This is a genomic window from Piscinibacter sp. PDB5-1 (genome assembly GCF_056676035.1).
In genome coordinates, this window is the sequence record NZ_JBWVZL010000002.1 from 91254 (window position 1) to 107798 (window position 16545).

Annotated in this window: 15 protein-coding genes; 3 read left to right on the forward strand and 12 right to left on the reverse strand. The window is 65.7% G+C overall.

Features of this window, described 5'->3' with window-relative positions; genetic code table 11:
• Position 1: 1 nt before the first annotated feature.
• The 12 genes from AC1KAT_RS07800 to AC1KAT_RS07855 all read right to left on the reverse strand — a co-directional run bounded on the left by AC1KAT_RS07800 (position 2) and on the right by AC1KAT_RS07855 (position 13336).
• Complete coding sequence (locus AC1KAT_RS07800) at positions 2–2653, reverse strand: motility hub landmark protein FimV (RefSeq protein ID WP_480324504.1); 2652 nt, start codon at positions 2651–2653, stop codon at positions 2–4.
• A gap of 243 nt (positions 2654–2896) precedes the next feature.
• Complete coding sequence (gene asd, locus AC1KAT_RS07805; protein WP_480324506.1) at positions 2897–4030, reverse strand: aspartate-semialdehyde dehydrogenase; 1134 nt, start codon at positions 4028–4030, stop codon at positions 2897–2899.
• Between the two features lie 48 nt (positions 4031–4078).
• Positions 4079–5158, reverse strand: coding sequence for a 3-isopropylmalate dehydrogenase (gene leuB / locus AC1KAT_RS07810; RefSeq protein ID WP_480324508.1), 1080 nt, complete (start codon positions 5156–5158; stop codon positions 4079–4081).
• Between the two features lie 35 nt (positions 5159–5193).
• Positions 5194–5838, reverse strand: coding sequence for a 3-isopropylmalate dehydratase small subunit (leuD, locus tag AC1KAT_RS07815; RefSeq protein WP_480324510.1), 645 nt, complete (start codon positions 5836–5838; stop codon positions 5194–5196).
• Positions 5839–5858: 20 nt separating this feature from the next.
• A complete protein-coding gene (gene leuC / locus AC1KAT_RS07820; protein ID WP_480324512.1) occupies positions 5859–7268 on the reverse strand; it encodes a 3-isopropylmalate dehydratase large subunit in 1410 nt (469 codons plus the stop codon).
• Positions 7269–7447: 179 nt separating this feature from the next.
• Complete coding sequence (gene gltA / locus AC1KAT_RS07825) at positions 7448–8761, reverse strand: citrate synthase (protein ID WP_480324514.1); 1314 nt, start codon at positions 8759–8761, stop codon at positions 7448–7450.
• Between the two features lie 43 nt (positions 8762–8804).
• Positions 8805–9074, reverse strand: a complete 270-nt coding sequence (locus AC1KAT_RS07830) for an FAD assembly factor SdhE (protein WP_480324516.1) — start codon at positions 9072–9074, stop codon at positions 8805–8807.
• A 47-nt stretch (positions 9075–9121) separates the two neighbouring features.
• Entirely contained in the window at positions 9122–9826 is a 705-nt protein-coding gene (locus AC1KAT_RS07835; protein ID WP_480324518.1) for a succinate dehydrogenase iron-sulfur subunit, read from the reverse strand.
• A gap of 23 nt (positions 9827–9849) precedes the next feature.
• Positions 9850–11577, reverse strand: a complete 1728-nt coding sequence (sdhA, locus tag AC1KAT_RS07840; RefSeq protein ID WP_480326514.1) for a succinate dehydrogenase flavoprotein subunit — start codon at positions 11575–11577, stop codon at positions 9850–9852.
• Between the two features lie 71 nt (positions 11578–11648).
• Positions 11649–12011 carry a succinate dehydrogenase, hydrophobic membrane anchor protein gene (sdhD, locus tag AC1KAT_RS07845; protein ID WP_480324520.1) on the reverse strand — a complete coding sequence of 121 codons (363 nt, stop codon included), beginning with the start codon at positions 12009–12011 and terminating at the stop codon, positions 11649–11651.
• Positions 12012–12037: 26 nt separating this feature from the next.
• Positions 12038–12454 (reverse strand): succinate dehydrogenase, cytochrome b556 subunit, encoded by a 417-nt coding sequence (sdhC, locus tag AC1KAT_RS07850; protein WP_480324522.1) that lies wholly within the window; start codon positions 12452–12454, stop codon positions 12038–12040.
• A 96-nt stretch (positions 12455–12550) separates the two neighbouring features.
• On the reverse strand, positions 12551–13336 hold the full coding sequence (locus AC1KAT_RS07855; protein WP_480324524.1) for a GntR family transcriptional regulator: 786 nt from the start codon (positions 13334–13336) through the stop codon (positions 12551–12553).
• A gap of 191 nt (positions 13337–13527) precedes the next feature.
• On the opposite strand from AC1KAT_RS07855, the gene AC1KAT_RS07860 reads away from it, so the two are divergent.
• The 3 genes from AC1KAT_RS07860 (at position 13528) to AC1KAT_RS07870 (ending at position 16420) form a co-directional block, all read left to right on the forward strand.
• Positions 13528–14514, forward strand: a complete 987-nt coding sequence (locus AC1KAT_RS07860; protein WP_480324526.1) for a malate dehydrogenase — start codon at positions 13528–13530, stop codon at positions 14512–14514.
• A gap of 114 nt (positions 14515–14628) precedes the next feature.
• On the forward strand, positions 14629–15639 hold the full coding sequence (locus tag AC1KAT_RS07865) for an HpcH/HpaI aldolase/citrate lyase family protein (RefSeq protein WP_480324528.1): 1011 nt from the start codon (positions 14629–14631) through the stop codon (positions 15637–15639).
• A gap of 322 nt (positions 15640–15961) precedes the next feature.
• The gene (locus AC1KAT_RS07870) at positions 15962–16420 is read left to right on the forward strand and encodes a hypothetical protein (RefSeq protein ID WP_480324530.1); all 459 of its coding nucleotides are present in this window, start codon (positions 15962–15964) and stop codon (positions 16418–16420) included.
• Positions 16421–16545 lie beyond the last annotated feature (125 nt).

Here is a 16545-nt window from a genome sequence, read left to right on the forward strand (position 1 = left end):
ATCAACCCAGCGTGTCGAGCATCGCCTGGGCGCGCGACTTGGTGCTGCCGCTGGACTTGGCAATCACCTCTTGCAGCAGGTCGCGGGCGCCTTCCATGTCGCCGATCTGGCGGAACTCTTCGGCCAGTTCGAGCTTGCGGTGGATCGGGTCGGCATCGTCGTCCGGGATCGCCGAGTCGAGGTCCAGCGCACCGAAGTCGGAGTCGGGCACCGACTCGGCCGGCGGCGGTGCGACCGGCTTGATCACCGTCGTGTCGCCACCCAGGTCGAGAGAAATCGACGACAGGTCGAAATCCATCGACGCCGGGGCGGGTGCGGGTGCAGCCTTCGGTGCCGGCGCTGGAGCAGGCGGCGCGTCGAGCGGTAGGTCGAAGCTCATCGGCTCATCCAGCGAAGCCGGAGCGACCGGCGCAGGCGCCAGCGGCTGGGTGGCCTCTTGGTGGAAAGGCGCCGGGCTCGCGGCAGGCGTCGAGGTGTCGAGGTCCAGGTCGAGATCGACCGAAGCCCCCGAGTTCGGGCCGAAGCCGCTCGACGGCGTACCGCTGCTGCCGAACTCGGACGGCGATGGCAGCACCGATTGCGGCATCGTGCTCGCGCCGAGCAGTTCGGACGGACGGCCACCATCGCCCGCGGTCGAGACCGGCGCACCGCCCGGTTGGTACAGCGGGTTCTCGGGGTCGATCTGGCGACCGATTTCTTGCGCCTTGAGCCAGTCTTCGCCTTGGCCGTTGGTCAGGCCGAACAGCTGCGTGGCCAGGAGCTCGAAGCCCTTGGTGTCGCGGCGCTTGGCGTACACCTCGAGCAGCTTGGTGCGGATGGCCAGGCGGTCTGGCGTCGCACGCATCGCTTCCTTGAGGATTTCTTCGGCCTGCAGGTCGCGACCATAGGCGAGGTACACGTCGGCTTCGGCCACCGGGTCCACATCGCCGATGGCGTCGAGCTGGCTGAGCGAATAGCTCATCGACGACGAGGCACCGCCGGCGTCGCGCGTGTCGATGCGCTGGCCGCCGCTCGCACCGAAGAACGAGTCGGGTTGCAGGCGACTTTCGAGGAACGAGGTCTCGCCGCTGTCCTTCTTCGAACGCTTGGTGAAGCGGTAGATGCCGAAGCCGATCAGCAAGGCCAGCAGACCGCCGCCGAGCGCCAGGGCCAGCGGGTTGTCTTCGATCAGGCTCGACAGCATGCCCGGCTCTTCGATCGGGGCCGGCGCAGGGGCAGGCACGGGCAGCGGAGCGGACGCGACCACCACCGGGGCACTGGCGGCCTCGACCGCGCTGGCCACCAGCACCGGCGCGCTCGCAACCACGGGGGCACTTGCGACCACGGGCTCAGGGACCACGGGCTCAGGGACCACAGGCGCTGGGGCCGAAGCCACAGGCGGCGGGGGCGGCGGGGGCGGCGGGGGCGGCGGCGGGGGCGGCGGAGCCACCGGCGCGGCAGCCACCACCGGAGCCGGCGGGGTCACGGCAGGCGCCGGCGCCTTCGCGGCGCCCTTGCCCGTGCCCGAAGCGGCGGATGCGGCCGACGACAGCTTGCGCAACTCTTCGACGTTGCGCGACAACTCGGCCACACGCGTCTGCGTGTCTTTCTTTTCGAGCTGCTTCGACACCTTTTCTTCAGGCGCCGAGGCCTTCGCACTGCCCTTGCTCAAGGTGAGCTTGTCGGGCGCAGCGGCAGCGGCTTGCTTGCGGTCTTCGACCGCGCTCTGCACCTTGCCACCCGCCTGACGCGAGGCCGATTCGGCCTTGGTTTCGGGCACGCCGCTCGCCAGGCGCTGGCGGTACGCGCCGAAATCGGCGCTTTGTGCCTGGATGACCTGACGCGCTTCGGCCGGCGTCACCGCCTTGACCGCGTCGCCCGAGGGCACCGACAGCACCACGCCCGACTTGAGCCGGTTCATGTTGTTGCCGACGAAGGCATCGGGGTTGTTCTGGTACAGCGCCACCAGCATCTGGTCGAGCGACACGCCTGCGCGCTGCGTGCGGCCAGCGATGCGGGAAAGCGTGTCACCGGAGCGCACACGGTACTCGTCAACATTCGCCGATGCCGCCGGCGCCGGGCGGGCGGCCGTCGAGCGCGGCTCGCTCGGTGCGGGTGTCTCGGCGGGTGCCGCAGCGGGGCGCGGCGCGGGTGCCGGGGCGGGCCGGCGCTCGGCCCGCGGTGCAGGCGCTTCAACCGGCGCGGGGCTGAACGAGGGTGCGGTGGCCGGCGCTGGAGCCGGCGTCTGCGCGGTGCGCGTGTTCGGTGGATCGAACAACAGCGTGTATTCGCGGACGAGGCGGCCGGTGTTCCACGAAATTTCGAGGATCACGTCCACGAACGGCTCTTGCACCGCCCGGTCGCTGCTGATGCGAAGGTACGGGCGGCCATCGGTGCGGCGCTGCAGTTCGACCTTCGTGCTGGGCAGCACGATGTTGTAGTCAACGCCCGCGGCCCGATAGGACTCGGGCGGCGCCACGCGAATGCGCAGGTTGCTTTCTTCCTCGGGCGTGATGCTGGTGATGGCGATTTCAGCGCGGAGCGTTTCGCCCAGCGCCGACTGCACATTCAAGCGCCCGAGGCCCAGCGCATAAGCGCTGTTGGCCCATCCCATCGCGGCCAAAGCGACCGCGGTCAGAGCGATTCGCCCTGCGAATTGCGACTTTTTCTTCAAGGCGTCTCCCGATTGGACGGTGCGGGGCTGAGCGAGACCCCGGGCTGAAGGACGTTGCCGCGGAGACTCGTCATCTGCACCCTCGGCGGAAAAATGTAGAAAACACAATAACATCAAGCAGATACGGTGACAAGCTCATGCAATGGCTGACGTTAGCCGCCACTGCGTAACCTCGGGTTCAGGAGCAGCCCTTCGTTGCACCCGAACAACGTGCCACCGCCCTGCCCGGCGGCTTAACGCGCGTCAAGCCTCAAGCAAGATGCGCAGCATGCGGCGCAGCGGTTCGGCCGCGCCCCACAACAACTGGTCACCGATGGTGAACGCGCCCAGGTACTCGGGGCCCATCGCCATCTTGCGCAGCCGGCCCACGGGAATCGTCAGCGTGCCCGTCACCGCCACCGGCGTGAGGTCGCGGATCGTCGCTTCACGCGTGTTCGGCACCACCTTCACCCAGGCGTTGTCGGCGGCGATCATCGCTTCGATGTCGGCCAGCGGCACGTCTTTCTTGAGCTTGAACATCAGCGCCTGGCTGTGGCAACGCATCGCGCCGATGCGCACGCAGAAGCCATCGACCGGCGTCGCGGGCGTGCCGAAGCCTTCGCCCTGGCCGAGGATCTTGTTGGTCTCGGCGCCGCCCTTCCACTCTTCCTTGCTGGTGCCGTTGCCCAGATCCTTGTCGATCCACGGGATCAGTGAGCCACCCAGCGGCACGCCGAAGTTGGCCGTCTCGGCCTCGGTCAGCGCACGCTGCTTGCCGATGATCTGGCGGTCGATGTCGAGGATGGCGCTCTTCGGGTCGTCGAGCAGGCCCTTGACCTCGGCGTTCAGCGTGCCGAACTGCGTCAGCAACTCGCGCATGTGCTGCGCGCCACCGCCTGACGCGGCCTGGTAGGTCTGCGTGCTCATCCACTCGACGAGCCCGGCCTTGTACAGCGCGCCCACGCCCATCAGCATGCAGCTGACCGTGCAGTTGCCGCCGATCCAGTTCTTGCCGCCGCTCTTGAGCGCGTTCTGGATGACAGGCAGGTTGACGGGGTCGAGCACGATGACCGCGTCGTCTTTCATGCGCAGCGTCGAGGCGGCGTCGATCCAGTGGCCGTTCCAGCCAGCGGCGCGCAGCTTCGGGAAGACTTCGGTCGTGTAGTCACCGCCCTGCGCGGTGATGATGATCTCGCAGCGCTTGAGCGCCTCGATGTCGTAGCCGTCTTTCAGCGTGGTCTCGTTCTTGGCGAACGCCGGGGCCTTGCCACCCGCGTTGCTGGTGCTGAAGAACACGGGTTCGATCAGCGCGAAGTCGCCTTCGGCTGCCATGCGATCCATCAGGACCGAACCCACCATGCCGCGCCAGCCCACCAGGCCGACCAGTTTCGTCGTCATCGTCGTTCCTATCTGCTCAGTCGATTGTTGTGACTCTTGCTGCGCGCTTCAGCCCTGGGCCTTGAGCGCGGCGACGACTGCGTCGCCCATCTCACGCGTGCCGACCTTCGTCGTGCCTTCGCTGTAAATATCGGCGGTGCGCAGGCCTTTGGCCAGCACCGTCTTCACGGCGGCTTCGATGCGCTGCGCCGCCTTTTCTTGGTTGAGACTGAAGCGCAGCATCATCGCGGCCGAAAGAATCGTCGCCAGTGGGTTCGCGATGCCTTTGCCGGCGATGTCGGGCGCCGAGCCGTGGCTGGGCTCGTACAGGCCCTGGTTCTTCGCGTTCAGCGAGGCCGAGGGCAACATGCCGATCGAGCCCGTCAGCATGGCCGCTTCGTCGCTGAGGATGTCGCCGAACATGTTGCCGGTGACCACCACGTCGAGCCGCTTCGGGGCCTTCACGAGCTGCATCGCGGCGTTGTCCACGTACATGTGTTCGAGTTCGATGTCGGGGTACTGCGCGTGCACCTCGGTGACCACGTCGCGCCAGAACTGGAAGGTTTCAAGCACGTTGGCCTTGTCCACGCTCAAGACCTTCTTGCTGCGCTTGCGTGCGGCCTGGAAAGCCACGTGCGCAATGCGTTCGATCTCGGGGCGCGAGTAGCGCATCGTGTCGAAGGCTTCGTCGGCCCCCTGGAAGGCGCCATCGGGCGACTGGCGGCGGCCGCGCGGCTGGCCGAAGTAGATGTCACCGGTCAGCTCGCGAATGATCAGCAGGTCGAGGCCGGCCACCAACTCGGGCTTGAGCGACGAGGCGTGGGTCAGTTCTTCATAGCAAATGGCCGGGCGGAAGTTGGCGAACAACTCGAGGTTCTTGCGCAGGCCGAGGATGGCCTGCTCGGGCCGCAACGGGCGGTCGAGCTTGTCGTACTTCCAGTCACCGACCGCGCCGAACAGCACCGCGTCGGCGCTCTTGGCGAGGTTCAGCGTGGCCTCGGGCAGCGGGTGGCCGTGCGCCTCGTAGGCAGCACCGCCGACCTTCGCTTCTTCCATCTCGAACTGGAGGTCGAGGCAGTTCAAGGCCTTCACGGCCTCGGCCACGATTTCGGTGCCGATGCCGTCGCCCGGCAGGATCGCAATCTTCACAAGAGGTCTTTCTTCAAGTCTTCAAAAAAGGCGGATCACAGCGAGTGCGCGAGCCAGGGCTTTTGCAGCAAACGCTCGGCTTCATAGGCCTTGATCTTGTCGGCGTGGCGCAGCGTGAGGCCGATGTCGTCGAAGCCGTTCACCAGGCAGTACTTGCGGAACGACGCGATCTCGAACGGCAGCTCGGCGCCATCGGGCTTGATGACGACCTGGCGCTCCAGATCGACCGTCAGCTCGTAGCCGACGAAGGCATTCACCTCGTCGAACAAGCGGTCGATGACTGGCTCGGGCAGCACGATGGGCAGCAGGCCGTTCTTGAAGCTGTTGTTGAAGAAGATGTCGGCATAGCTCGGCGCGAGGATGGCGCGGAAGCCGTACTGGTCGAGCGCCCAGGGCGCGTGCTCGCGCGACGAGCCGCAGCCAAAGTTCTGGCGCGTCAGCAGCACCGAGGCGCCCTTGTAGCGCGGCTGGTTCAGCACGAAGTCGGGGTTCGGCTTGCGCGTGGCCGGGTCTTGCCCGGGCTCGCCGTGGTCGAGGTAGCGCCACTCGTCGAACAGGTTGGGACCGAAGCCCGAGCGCTTGATCGACTTCAGGAACTGCTTCGGGATGATCGCGTCGGTATCGACGTTCTCGCGGTCGAGCGGCGCGACCAGGCCCTTGTGGATGCGGAAGGCTTGCATGGGGGTCTTTCCTTTCGGCCTCAGGCGATGCGGCGCACGTCGACGAAGTGGCCTTCGATGGCGGCGGCGGCAGCCATCGCGGGGCTCACGAGGTGGGTGCGGCCACCGGCACCTTGGCGGCCTTCGAAGTTGCGGTTCGAGGTCGAGGCGCAACGTTCACCCGGCTCCAGCCGGTCGGCGTTCATCGCCAGGCACATCGAGCAGCCCGGCTCACGCCATTCGAAACCGGCGTTCTTGAAGACGACGTCGAGGCCTTCGCGCTCGGCCTGCTCTTTCACCAGGCCCGAGCCCGGCACCACCAGCGCGAGCTTCACGTTCGACGCGATCTTGCCGCCCAGGCGGCGCACCACGGCGGCGGCTTCGCGCATGTCTTCGATGCGCGAATTCGTGCACGAGCCGATGAAGACCTTGTCGATGCGGATGTCGGTGATGGGCTTGTTGGGCTCCAGCGCCATGTACTGCAGCGCACGTTCCATCGCGCCGCGCTTGTTCGGATCCTTCTCGCGGTCGGGGTCGGGCACGCGGTCTTCGATCGACAGCACCATCTCGGGTGAGGTGCCCCAGGTGACCTGCGGGCGGATCTGTGCGGCATCCAGCTCGACCACGGTATCGAACTTGGCGTCGGCGTCGCTGTGCAGCGTGCGCCAGTAGGTGACGGCCTGCTCCCATTCGACGCCACTCGGCGTGAACGGGCGGCCCTTGACGTAGTTGATCGTGGTGTCGTCCACCGCCACCAGGCCGGCACGCGCGCCGGCTTCGATGGCCATGTTGCACACCGTCATGCGACCTTCCATGCTGAGCGCACGCATGGCCGAGCCGGCGAATTCGATGGTGTAGCCCGTGCCGCCGGCCGTGCCGATCTTGCCGATGATGGCGAGCACGATGTCCTTCGCGCTGCAGCCCTTGGGCAGTTGGCCCTCGACCTTCACCAGCATGTTCTTGGCCTTGCGCGCCAAGAGCGTCTGCGTGGCCAGCACGTGCTCGACCTCGCTGGTGCCGATGCCGTGCGCAAGCGCGCCGAACGCGCCGTGCGTCGAGGTGTGCGAGTCACCGCAGACCACCGTCATGCCGGGCAGTGTGGCGCCCTGCTCCGGGCCGATCACGTGGACGATGCCCTGGCGCTTGTCGCTCATCTTGAACTGCGTGATGCCGAAGCGGTCGCAGTTCGCGTCGAGCGTATCGACCTGCAGGCGCGAGATCGGGTCGGCGATGCCCTGCGAGCGGTCGGTGGTCGGCACGTTGTGGTCGCTGACCGCCAGGTTGGCCGACAGGCGCCAGACCTTGCGGCCCGCCAGGCCGATGCCTTCGAAGGCCTGCGGGCTCGTCACCTCGTGCAGCAGGTGGCGGTCGATGTAGAGCACGGCGGTGCCATCGTCTTCGGTGTGGACGACGTGCTCGTCCCAGATCTTGTCGTAGAGGGTGCGGCCCATGGCGGGGTGTCCTTGGCTGGCGTTTCGCTCGCGAAGAAACGCCAAAAAAACGTCGGATCAGAGAAGCGCCGGGAAAGCGCGAGGAAAGACGCGAATTTTAGGCGCTTGTAAACAAAAACCCCGGCGATTTGCCGGGGTCTCGTGATTCGGTGCCGGCCTGGGCCGGCTCCCAGGCGCGATCAGGCGCGTTGCGAAATCGGGGTGACGTCGCGTTTGATCGAGCCGTGGAATAGCTGGCGCGGGCGACCGATCTTGTACTCGGGGTCGCCGATCATCTCGTTCAACTGGGCGATCCAGCCGACCGTGCGGGCCAGAGCGAAGATGGCCGTGAACAGGCTCACCGGGATGCCGATGGCGCGCTGCACGATGCCCGAGTAGAAATCGACGTTCGGGTACAGCTTGCGCGACACGAAGTAGTCGTCTTCGAGGGCGATCTTCTCGAGCGCCATCGCCAGCTTGAACAGCGGGTCGTTCTGCAGGCCCAGCGCGCCCAGCACCTCGTGGCAGGTTTCGCGCATCAGCTTGGCGCGCGGGTCGTAGTTCTTGTAGACCCGGTGGCCGAAGCCCATCAGCTTGACGTTGGAGTTCTTGTCCTTGACCTGCTTGATGAACTCGCCGATCTTCTCGACGCCGCCCATCTTCTGCACGTCTTCGAGCATGGTCAGTGCCGCTTCGTTGGCACCACCGTGCGCCGGGCCCCACAGGCAGGCCACGCCGGCGGCGATGGCGGCGAACGGGTTCGTGCCCGACGAGCCGCACAGGCGCACCGTCGAGGTCGAGGCGTTCTGTTCGTGGTCGGCGTGCAAGATGAAGATGCGGTCCATCGCGCGGGTCAGCACGTCGTTCTGCTGGTACTCCTCGCACGGCGTGGCGAACATCATGCGCATGAAGTTGCCGGCGTACGACAGGTCGTTCTTCGGGTAGATGTACGGCTGGCCGATGCCGTACTTGTAGGCCATGGCCACCAGCGTGGGCATCTTGGCGATCAGGCGGATCGCCGCGATCTCGCGGTGCTGCGGGTTATTGATGTCGGTGCTGTCGTGATAGAAGGCCGACAGCGCGCCGACCAGGCCCGTCATCACGGCCATCGGGTGAGCGTCACGACGGAAACCGCGCAGGAAGAACTGCATCTGCTCGTTGACCATCGTGTGGCGCATGACGGTCTGCTCGAACTCGGCCTTCTGGTCACCGTTGGGCAGTTCGCCCTTCAGCAGCAGGTAGCAGGTTTCGAGAAAGTCGCAGTTCGTCGCGAGCTGCTCGATCGGGTAGCCGCGGTACAGCAACTCGCCCTTGTCACCGTCGATGTAGGTGATGGTCGATTGGCAAGCGGCGGTGGACAGGAAGCCCGGGTCGTAGGTGAACTTGCCGGTCTGCGCGTACAGCTTGCGGATGTCGATGACGTCGGGGCCGATCGTGCCTTTGTAGACCGGCAGCTCCATGGCGGGGCTGCCATCGGAGAACGACAGGGTGGCTTTCACGTCAGACGGGGTCATGGGCATTCCTTAGAAAAAAACAAACCAGAAAGACACGCTGTGGTCATTGCGGGGTACGCATCAGGCGCAGCACTTCGATCACGTCGGGCTGGGCCAGATCACCCTCGGGTTCTTTGCGGGCAAGCAGCAAATCGAGAAGGTCGTTGTCCGACAGCTCCATCAGCGCCCGCAAGCCTTGGGCCTGATTCTCTGTCAGAGTCGATTCGTGCCGGGCGAAAAAGCGCTCCACGAAGAGGTCGTTCTCGAGCAGGCCACGCCGACAACGCCACTTGAGTTTGCTCAGGCTGCGTGCATCCACCAGATCGGATTGCATATCGACGGTGCGTGGGTTGCTCGAAAACGGTGCGTTCGCAGAATGCCTCAAACGGCGCGGCGGACCATCAATTCCTTGATCTTGCCAATGGCCTTGGTGGGGTTCAGACCCTTCGGGCACACATCGACGCAGTTCATGATGGTGTGGCAACGGAACAGGCGGTACGGGTCCTCGAGGTTGTCGAGGCGGTCGCCCGTGGCCTGGTCGCGGCTATCGGCAATGAAGCGGTACGCCTGCAGCAGGCCAGCCGGGCCGACGAACTTGTCGGGGTTCCACCAGAAGCTCGGGCAGCTCGTCGAGCAGCTCGCGCACAGGATGCACTCGTACAGGCCGTTCAGCTCATCGCGCTCTTCTGGCGACTGCAGGCGCTCTTTGTCGGGCGGAGGCGTGTCGTTGACGAGGTACGGCTTGATCGAGTTGTACTGCTTGAAGAACTGCGTCATGTCCACGATCAGGTCGCGGATCACGGGCAGGCCGGGCAGCGGCTTCAGCACGATCGGGTCTTTCAGCGTGCGCATGTTGGTCAGGCACGCAAGGCCGTTCTTGCCGTTGATGTTCATCGCGTCGGAGCCGCAGACGCCCTCACGGCACGAGCGGCGGAAGCTCAGCGTCGGATCGACCGCCTTCAGCTTCATCAACGCGTCGAGCAGCATGCGCTCGCTGCCGTCGAGTTCGACCTCGATGGTCTGCATGCGCGGCTTCGCGTCGGTGTCCGGGTCGTAGCGGTAAATCTGGAAAACACGCTTGGTCATGACAGGGATTCCTGACGCAGAAATTAGAAGGAACGAACCTTGGGCGGGATCGACTCGGCCGTCAGCGGCTTCAAGTTCACCGGCTTGTAGTCGAGGCGGTTGCCGTCGCGGTACCAGAGGGTGTGCTTCATCCACTCGGTGTCGTTGCGACCGTTCGGGTACTGGGCGCTGTCGCCGTAGTCGTTGACCGTGTGCGCGCCGCGGCTTTCCTTGCGGGCGGCCGCCGAGATCATCGTGGCCAGCGCCACTTCGATCAGGTTTTCGACTTCCAGCGCTTCGACGCGCGCGGTGTTGAACACCTTGGACTTGTCGGCCAGGTGGATGCTCTTCACACGCTCGGCCACGGCTTTGATCTTGGTGACGCCTTCATCCATCGACGCCTGGGTGCGGAACACCCCAGCGTGCTGCTGCATGGTCGAACGGATGTCGTTGGCCACGTCTTGCGCGTACTCGCCGCCGGTGCTGGTCTCGTACTTCGCCAGACGCGACAGCGTGTAGTCGGCGGCGTCCTTCGGCAGCTCCTTGTGCGACTGCGCCTTCAGGTTGCTCTCGACGATGTGGTTGCCGGCCGCGCGGCCGAACACCAGCAGATCGAGCAGCGAGTTCGTGCCCAGGCGGTTCGCGCCGTGCACGCTCACGCAGGCGCATTCGCCGACGGCGTAGAGGCCGTTGATCACCGCGTTGGGTTTCTCGCCATTGGGCACCACCACCTGGCCGTGCACGTTGGTCGGAATGCCACCCATCTGGTAATGGATGGTCGGCACCACGGGGATCGGCTCCTTCGTGATGTCCACGTTGGCGAAGTTGTGCCCGATCTCGAAGACCGACGGCAGGCGCTTCATGATCGTCTCGGCGCCCAGGTGGGTCATGTCGAGGACGACGTAGTCCTTGTTCGGCCCGCAGCCACGGCCTTCCTTGATTTCCTGGTCCATGCAGCGCGAGACGAAGTCACGCGGGGCCAGGTCCTTCAGCGTCGGCGCGTAACGCTCCATGAAGCGTTCGCCGTTGCAGTTGCGCAGAATCGCGCCCTCGCCGCGGCAGCCTTCAGTCAGCAGCACGCCGGCGCCGGCCACGCCGGTCGGGTGGAACTGCCAGAACTCCATGTCTTCGAGCGGAATGCCCGCACGCGCCGCCATGCCCAGGCCATCGCCGGTGTTGATGAAGGCGTTGGTGGAGGCCGCGAAGATGCGTCCTGCCCCGCCTGTTGCGAGCAGCACGGTCTTGGCTTCGAGGATGAAGACTTCGCCCGTTTCCATTTCGAGCGCGGTCACGCCGACCACGTCGCCCGAGGCGTCACGGATCAGGTCGAGCGCCATCCACTCGACGAAGAACTGCGTGCGGGCCTTCACGTTTTGCTGGTACAGCGTGTGCAGCATCGCGTGGCCAGTGCGGTCGGCCGCGGCGCAGGCGCGCTGCACGGGCTTCTCGCCGTAGTTGGCGGTGTGGCCGCCGAACGGGCGCTGGTAGATGGTGCCGTCGGCGTTGCGGTCGAAGGGCATGCCGAAGTGCTCAAGCTCGTAGACGACCTTGGGCGCCTCACGGCACATGAACTCGATGGCGTCCTGGTCGCCCAGCCAGTCGGAGCCCTTCACCGTGTCGAAGAAGTGGTAGTGCCAGTTGTCTTCGCTCATGTTGCCGAGCGAGGCACCGATGCCGCCTTGCGCGGCGACCGTGTGCGAACGGGTCGGGAACACCTTCGACAGCACGGCCACGTTCAGGCCGGCGAGCGACAGTTGCAGCGAGGCGCGCATGCCGGAGCCACCGGCACCGACGATGACGACGTCGAACTTGCGCTTGGAAAGAGAAGAGGTTGAGCTCACGTTCACAGTCTCCACAACACCTGGATCGCCCAACCGGCACAACCCACCAGCCACACGATGGTGGCCACTTGAAGCACCAGCCGCACGACGACGGGCTGCACGTAATCCATGAACACATCGCGCATGCCAACCCACACGTGGTAGGCCAGGGCGATGATCACGGTGAAGGTCAGCACCTTCATCCACTGGGCCGAGAAGATGCCAGCCCACTTGTCGTAACCCATCTCGCCCGGCAGCAGCACCTGGACGATGAGGACCAGGGTGAAAAGCGCCATCACCAGCGCCGTGGCGCGCTGGGCGAGCCAGTCTCGCAGGCCGTAGTGCGCGCCGACCACGACGCGCTTGGAACCAAAGTTCTGTGTCATGTTGGGATTTGCCTCAGGAGGACGACTCAAAAGAAGAGCTTGTAGCCCAGCGCCAGGGTCAGGATCACGCTGACGGCGAGCGTGAAGACCGCCGAGTTCGCACCGAACTCTTTGCTGACCGAGTGGGTCACGTCCATCCAGAGGTGGCGCAGACCGGCGATGAAGTGATGCAGATAGGCCCAGATCAGCGCCAGCACCACGAGCTTGAGGAACCACGCCGGAAACACCCAGATACCGCCGATGAAGGCGCTGGTGAAGACGCTGTACGAGATTTCAGAGGTCAGGCTGGTGTCGAGCATCCAGATGATGAACGGCAGCAGCGCAAACATCAGCACGCCGCTCACGCGATGGAGGATGGACACCCAACCCGCGGCCGGAAGCCGGTATTGAGTCGCGTCGATGAGACGCATGGTGCCTGGTCTTTTCTTTGCGATCTCTGCCATACCCAACCTTGTGAAATCCAGATGAAACCGAAGGATTTTATTGCAACGCACCAGCGACGCCCGTCTTAGGGGCGACACCGCATGCACGAAGGACCACTAACTCAGCTCATTGCGGTAGTAATGCGACTGCGTGTTGTAGAGCCCGCGTCGCCATTCCACCGGCTTGTCGTCGTAGGTGCGTGACAGCCGCTCCACACTCAAAAGCGGCGACCCCACCGGCAGGTGGAGCAACTCGGCCGCGGCGGCATCGGCTGCCACGGCACGCAACTGTTCTTCGGCGCGAATCATGCGCACCCCGAACTCGGTCTCGAAGAGACCGTACATCGGGCCTTTGTACTCGCTCAGGCGCTCGGCCGTCAGACCCTTGAACAAATGCCCGGGCAGCCAGATGTCGTCGAGGATGACCGGGGTGCCGCGAAAGTGCAGCACACGACGCACCTGCACCACCGGGTCGCCCGACTTCAATTCGAGCGCGCGTGCGATTTCAGCCGGCGCGCGCAGGCGGCGGCAATCGATGAAGCGGCGCTCCATGCCACCGGTCTGGCCGTCGTCGGGCGTCAGACGCAGAAAGCGGAACTGAATCTTCTGCTCGGAATGCGTCGCAACGAAGGTGCCTTTGCCCTGGCGGCGCACGAGCAGGTTTTCGTCGGACAAGGCGTCGATCGCCTTGCGCACCGTGCCCTGGCTGACCTTGTAGCGGGCCGCCAGCTCCAGTTCGCTCGGAATGGCCTCGCCCGGCTTCCATTCGCCCGACTGGAGGCTGCGCGTGATCAGCGACTTGATCTGCTGGTACAGCGGGCTGAACGCGGGCCCGCCCACCTCGCCGCTGGGGGCGACATCGGCCATCGAAGGCAAGCCGACAGGAGTGAGCGAGGTGACCATGACCACGATTGCAGCACAGCCGAACAGCGCCGTCCATGCGTCGCATGCAAGATGTCTTATATAAGACATAAGAGTCTTGACGCCCTACGGGTTGCCCCCTAGACTCTTTTAAACTAGCGGGCTTGGCTCGGCCAGCGCACCTCGGCGCGCCATCAGTTTTCTTTCATCCTCGAACCCCTTCGGAGTCTTCCATGAGCAAGAAACCCGTTCGCGTCGCCGTCACCGGCGCTGCTGGCCAAATCGGCTATGCCCTCCTGTTCCGCATCGCCTCGGGCGAAATGCTGGGCAAAGACCAGCCGGTCATCCTGCAGCTGCTCGAAATCCCCGACGAGAAGGCCCAGAACGCGCTCAAGGGCGTGATCATGGAACTCGACGACTGCGCCTTCCCGCTGCTGGCCGGCATCGAAGCGCACAGCGACCCGATGACCGCCTTCAAGGACACCGACTACGCCCTGCTCGTCGGCGCCCGCCCCCGCGGCCCCGGCATGGAACGCAAGGACCTGCTCTCGGCCAACGCCCAGATCTTCACCGCCCAGGGCAAGGCCCTGAACGCCGTGGCCTCGCGCAACGTCAAGGTGCTGGTCGTCGGCAACCCCGCCAACACCAACGCCTACATCGCGATGAAGTCGGCCCCCGACCTGCCGCGCAAGAACTTCACCGCCATGCTGCGCCTGGACCACAACCGCGCGCTGAGCCAGATCGCTGCCAAGACCGGCAAGCCGGTGTCGGCCATCGAGAAGCTTGCCGTGTGGGGCAACCACTCGCCCACCATGTACGCCGACTACCGCTTCGCCACCATCGAAGGCAAGTCGGTCAAGGACATGATCAACGACGACGTGTGGAACCGTGACACCTTCCTGCCGACCGTCGGCAAGCGCGGCGCAGCCATCATCGCCGCCCGCGGCGTGTCGTCGGCCGCTTCGGCCGCCAACGCCGCCATCGACCACATGCGTGACTGGGCCCTGGGCACCAACGGCAAGTGGGTCACGATGGGTGTGCCGTCGAACGGCGAATACGGCATCCCGAAGGACGTCATGTTCGGCTACCCCGTCACCTGCGAAGGCGGCGAGTACAAGCTGGTCGAAGGCCTGAGCATCGACGCCTTCTCGCAAGAGTGCATCAACAAGACGCTGGCCGAGCTGCAAGAAGAGCAAGACGGCGTCAAGCACCTGCTGTAAATCGGCCCCTGAACGGCCCGCGGCGCCTGCGGGCGCCGCAAACCAAAGGCCGGCACGCTTTGCATGCTGGCCTTTTTTTCGACTCCGCCCCGCCTGCCCTTCGCCCCTGTGTCCATGACCGCAGCCGCTGTGCATCCCTGCGAAGCGTTGTTCGACGCCGGTGAAACGGCGCCGTCGCTGCCCGTCTGCGACCACTACTCGGGCGTCGAGGCACGCATGCACAAGAGCCTGCAGCTGCAGGCCGAGCTGGGCCCGGTGTTCGACGTGACGCTCGACTGCGAAGACGGCGCCCCCGTCGGCGGCGAGGCCGAGCACGCGCACCTGGTGGCCGAGCTGGCGATGTCGCCGCGCAACGTGCACGACCGCGTGGGGGCCCGGGTGCACCCGGTCGATCACCCGGCCTTCGCCGACGACGTGGCCACCCTGGTCGGCCGTGCCGGCACGCGCCTGGCCTACCTGATGGTGCCCAAGGTCGCGAGCGCCGCGCAGTTGCAGGCCGGCATCACCGAAATCGACCGCCAGCGTGCAGCGCACGGCCAGACGCACCCGTTGCCCATCCACGCGCTGATCGAAACCCACGGCGCGCTGCACGAGGTGCACGCCATCGCCGCGCACCCGCGCATCGAGTCGCTGTCGTTCGGCCTGATGGATTTCGTCTCAGCGCACCGGGGGGCCATTCCCCAGGCCGGCATGAGCGCCCAGGGGCAGTTCGAGCATCCGCTGGTGGTGCGGGCCAAGGTCGAGATCTCGGCCGCCTGCCACGCCCATGGCAAGACGCCGTCGCACTGCGTCGTCACCGAATTCAAGAAGCTCGACCTGCTGCAGGCCGCTGCCACGCGCGCCGCGCGCCAGTTGGGCTACCTGCGGATGTGGAGCATCCACCCCGACCAGATCCGTCCCATCGTCGAAGCCTTCGCGCCCACCGTGGCCGAAACCGACCAGGCGATCGAGATCCTGCTGGCCGCGCAAGCCGCGAACTGGGCCCCCATCAGCCACCGCGACACGCTGCACGACCGCGCGAGCTACCGCTACTTCTGGCATGTGCTCGACCGCGCCCGGCGCACCGGCCAGCCGCTGCCGCAAGAAGTGGCGCTCGCGTTCTTCGGCGACGAGGCCCGCGCATGAACCGCTGTGTGGGTAGGACGCCGCATGGCACGGTGCCGGGTGTCAATCAAATGTTTCAGCACGGCGGTGCGCTGACGTCCGGCGGCTATCACGCGCTCGCCCATGACAAGCGCGCGGCCACCGCCTATGTTTGTGACTTCACTCACGGGGGCCTTCGCCGCTTGCGCGCCACCGAGGGTGAGGCCCGTCTGACCCGCCCGGCCCTGCGCGTGGCGGCCATTCGGGGCTGGGTGCAATTTGTTGCAAACGGGGCCAGACCGACGGAAGACACCTGTAAGCGGCATTCCACAATCGGAGCCCCTTCAACCCTTGGAGTCACTCCATGATCCGTTCCGTCGTGCTTGCCGCAGCTTTCGCATTCACCAGCGCCAGCGTCCTCGCGCAATCGGCTCCGGCGCCGAAGCCCGCCGCCGCCAAACCCGCCGCGGCCAAGGGCAAGAAGGTCGAAAAGGCTTTGCCGGCTGCCGACCAGGCCCAGCTGCAAGCCGCCGAGTACACGCACTACGGCCTGTACGACTGCGAATTCAAGCAGTCGATCGACGTGTCGATCAACCCCAAGGCCCCCGGCTACGTCGATGTGAAGTTTGGCAAGGCCGTCTACACGATGAAGCCCGTGCTGTCGTCCACCGGCGCGCTGCGCCTCGAAGACGTGACCGGCAAGACCCTGCTGCTGCAGATCGCCAACAAGTCGATGCTGATGGACGTGAAGGCTGGTCGCCGCCTGGTGGACAACTGTGTCCACGAAAAGCAGCGCGCCGCGGCCGACGCCGCCAACAAGTAAACCCCCCAGCGACCGCATGACCCGCCGCGCACCGTTCATCCGCCCTGCCGCCCCGGCCCTCGCCGTGGCCTGGGCGCCCTGCGGCGGCGGGTTCGCCTGGCCTTCCGGTTCTCGTCTCGGCACGC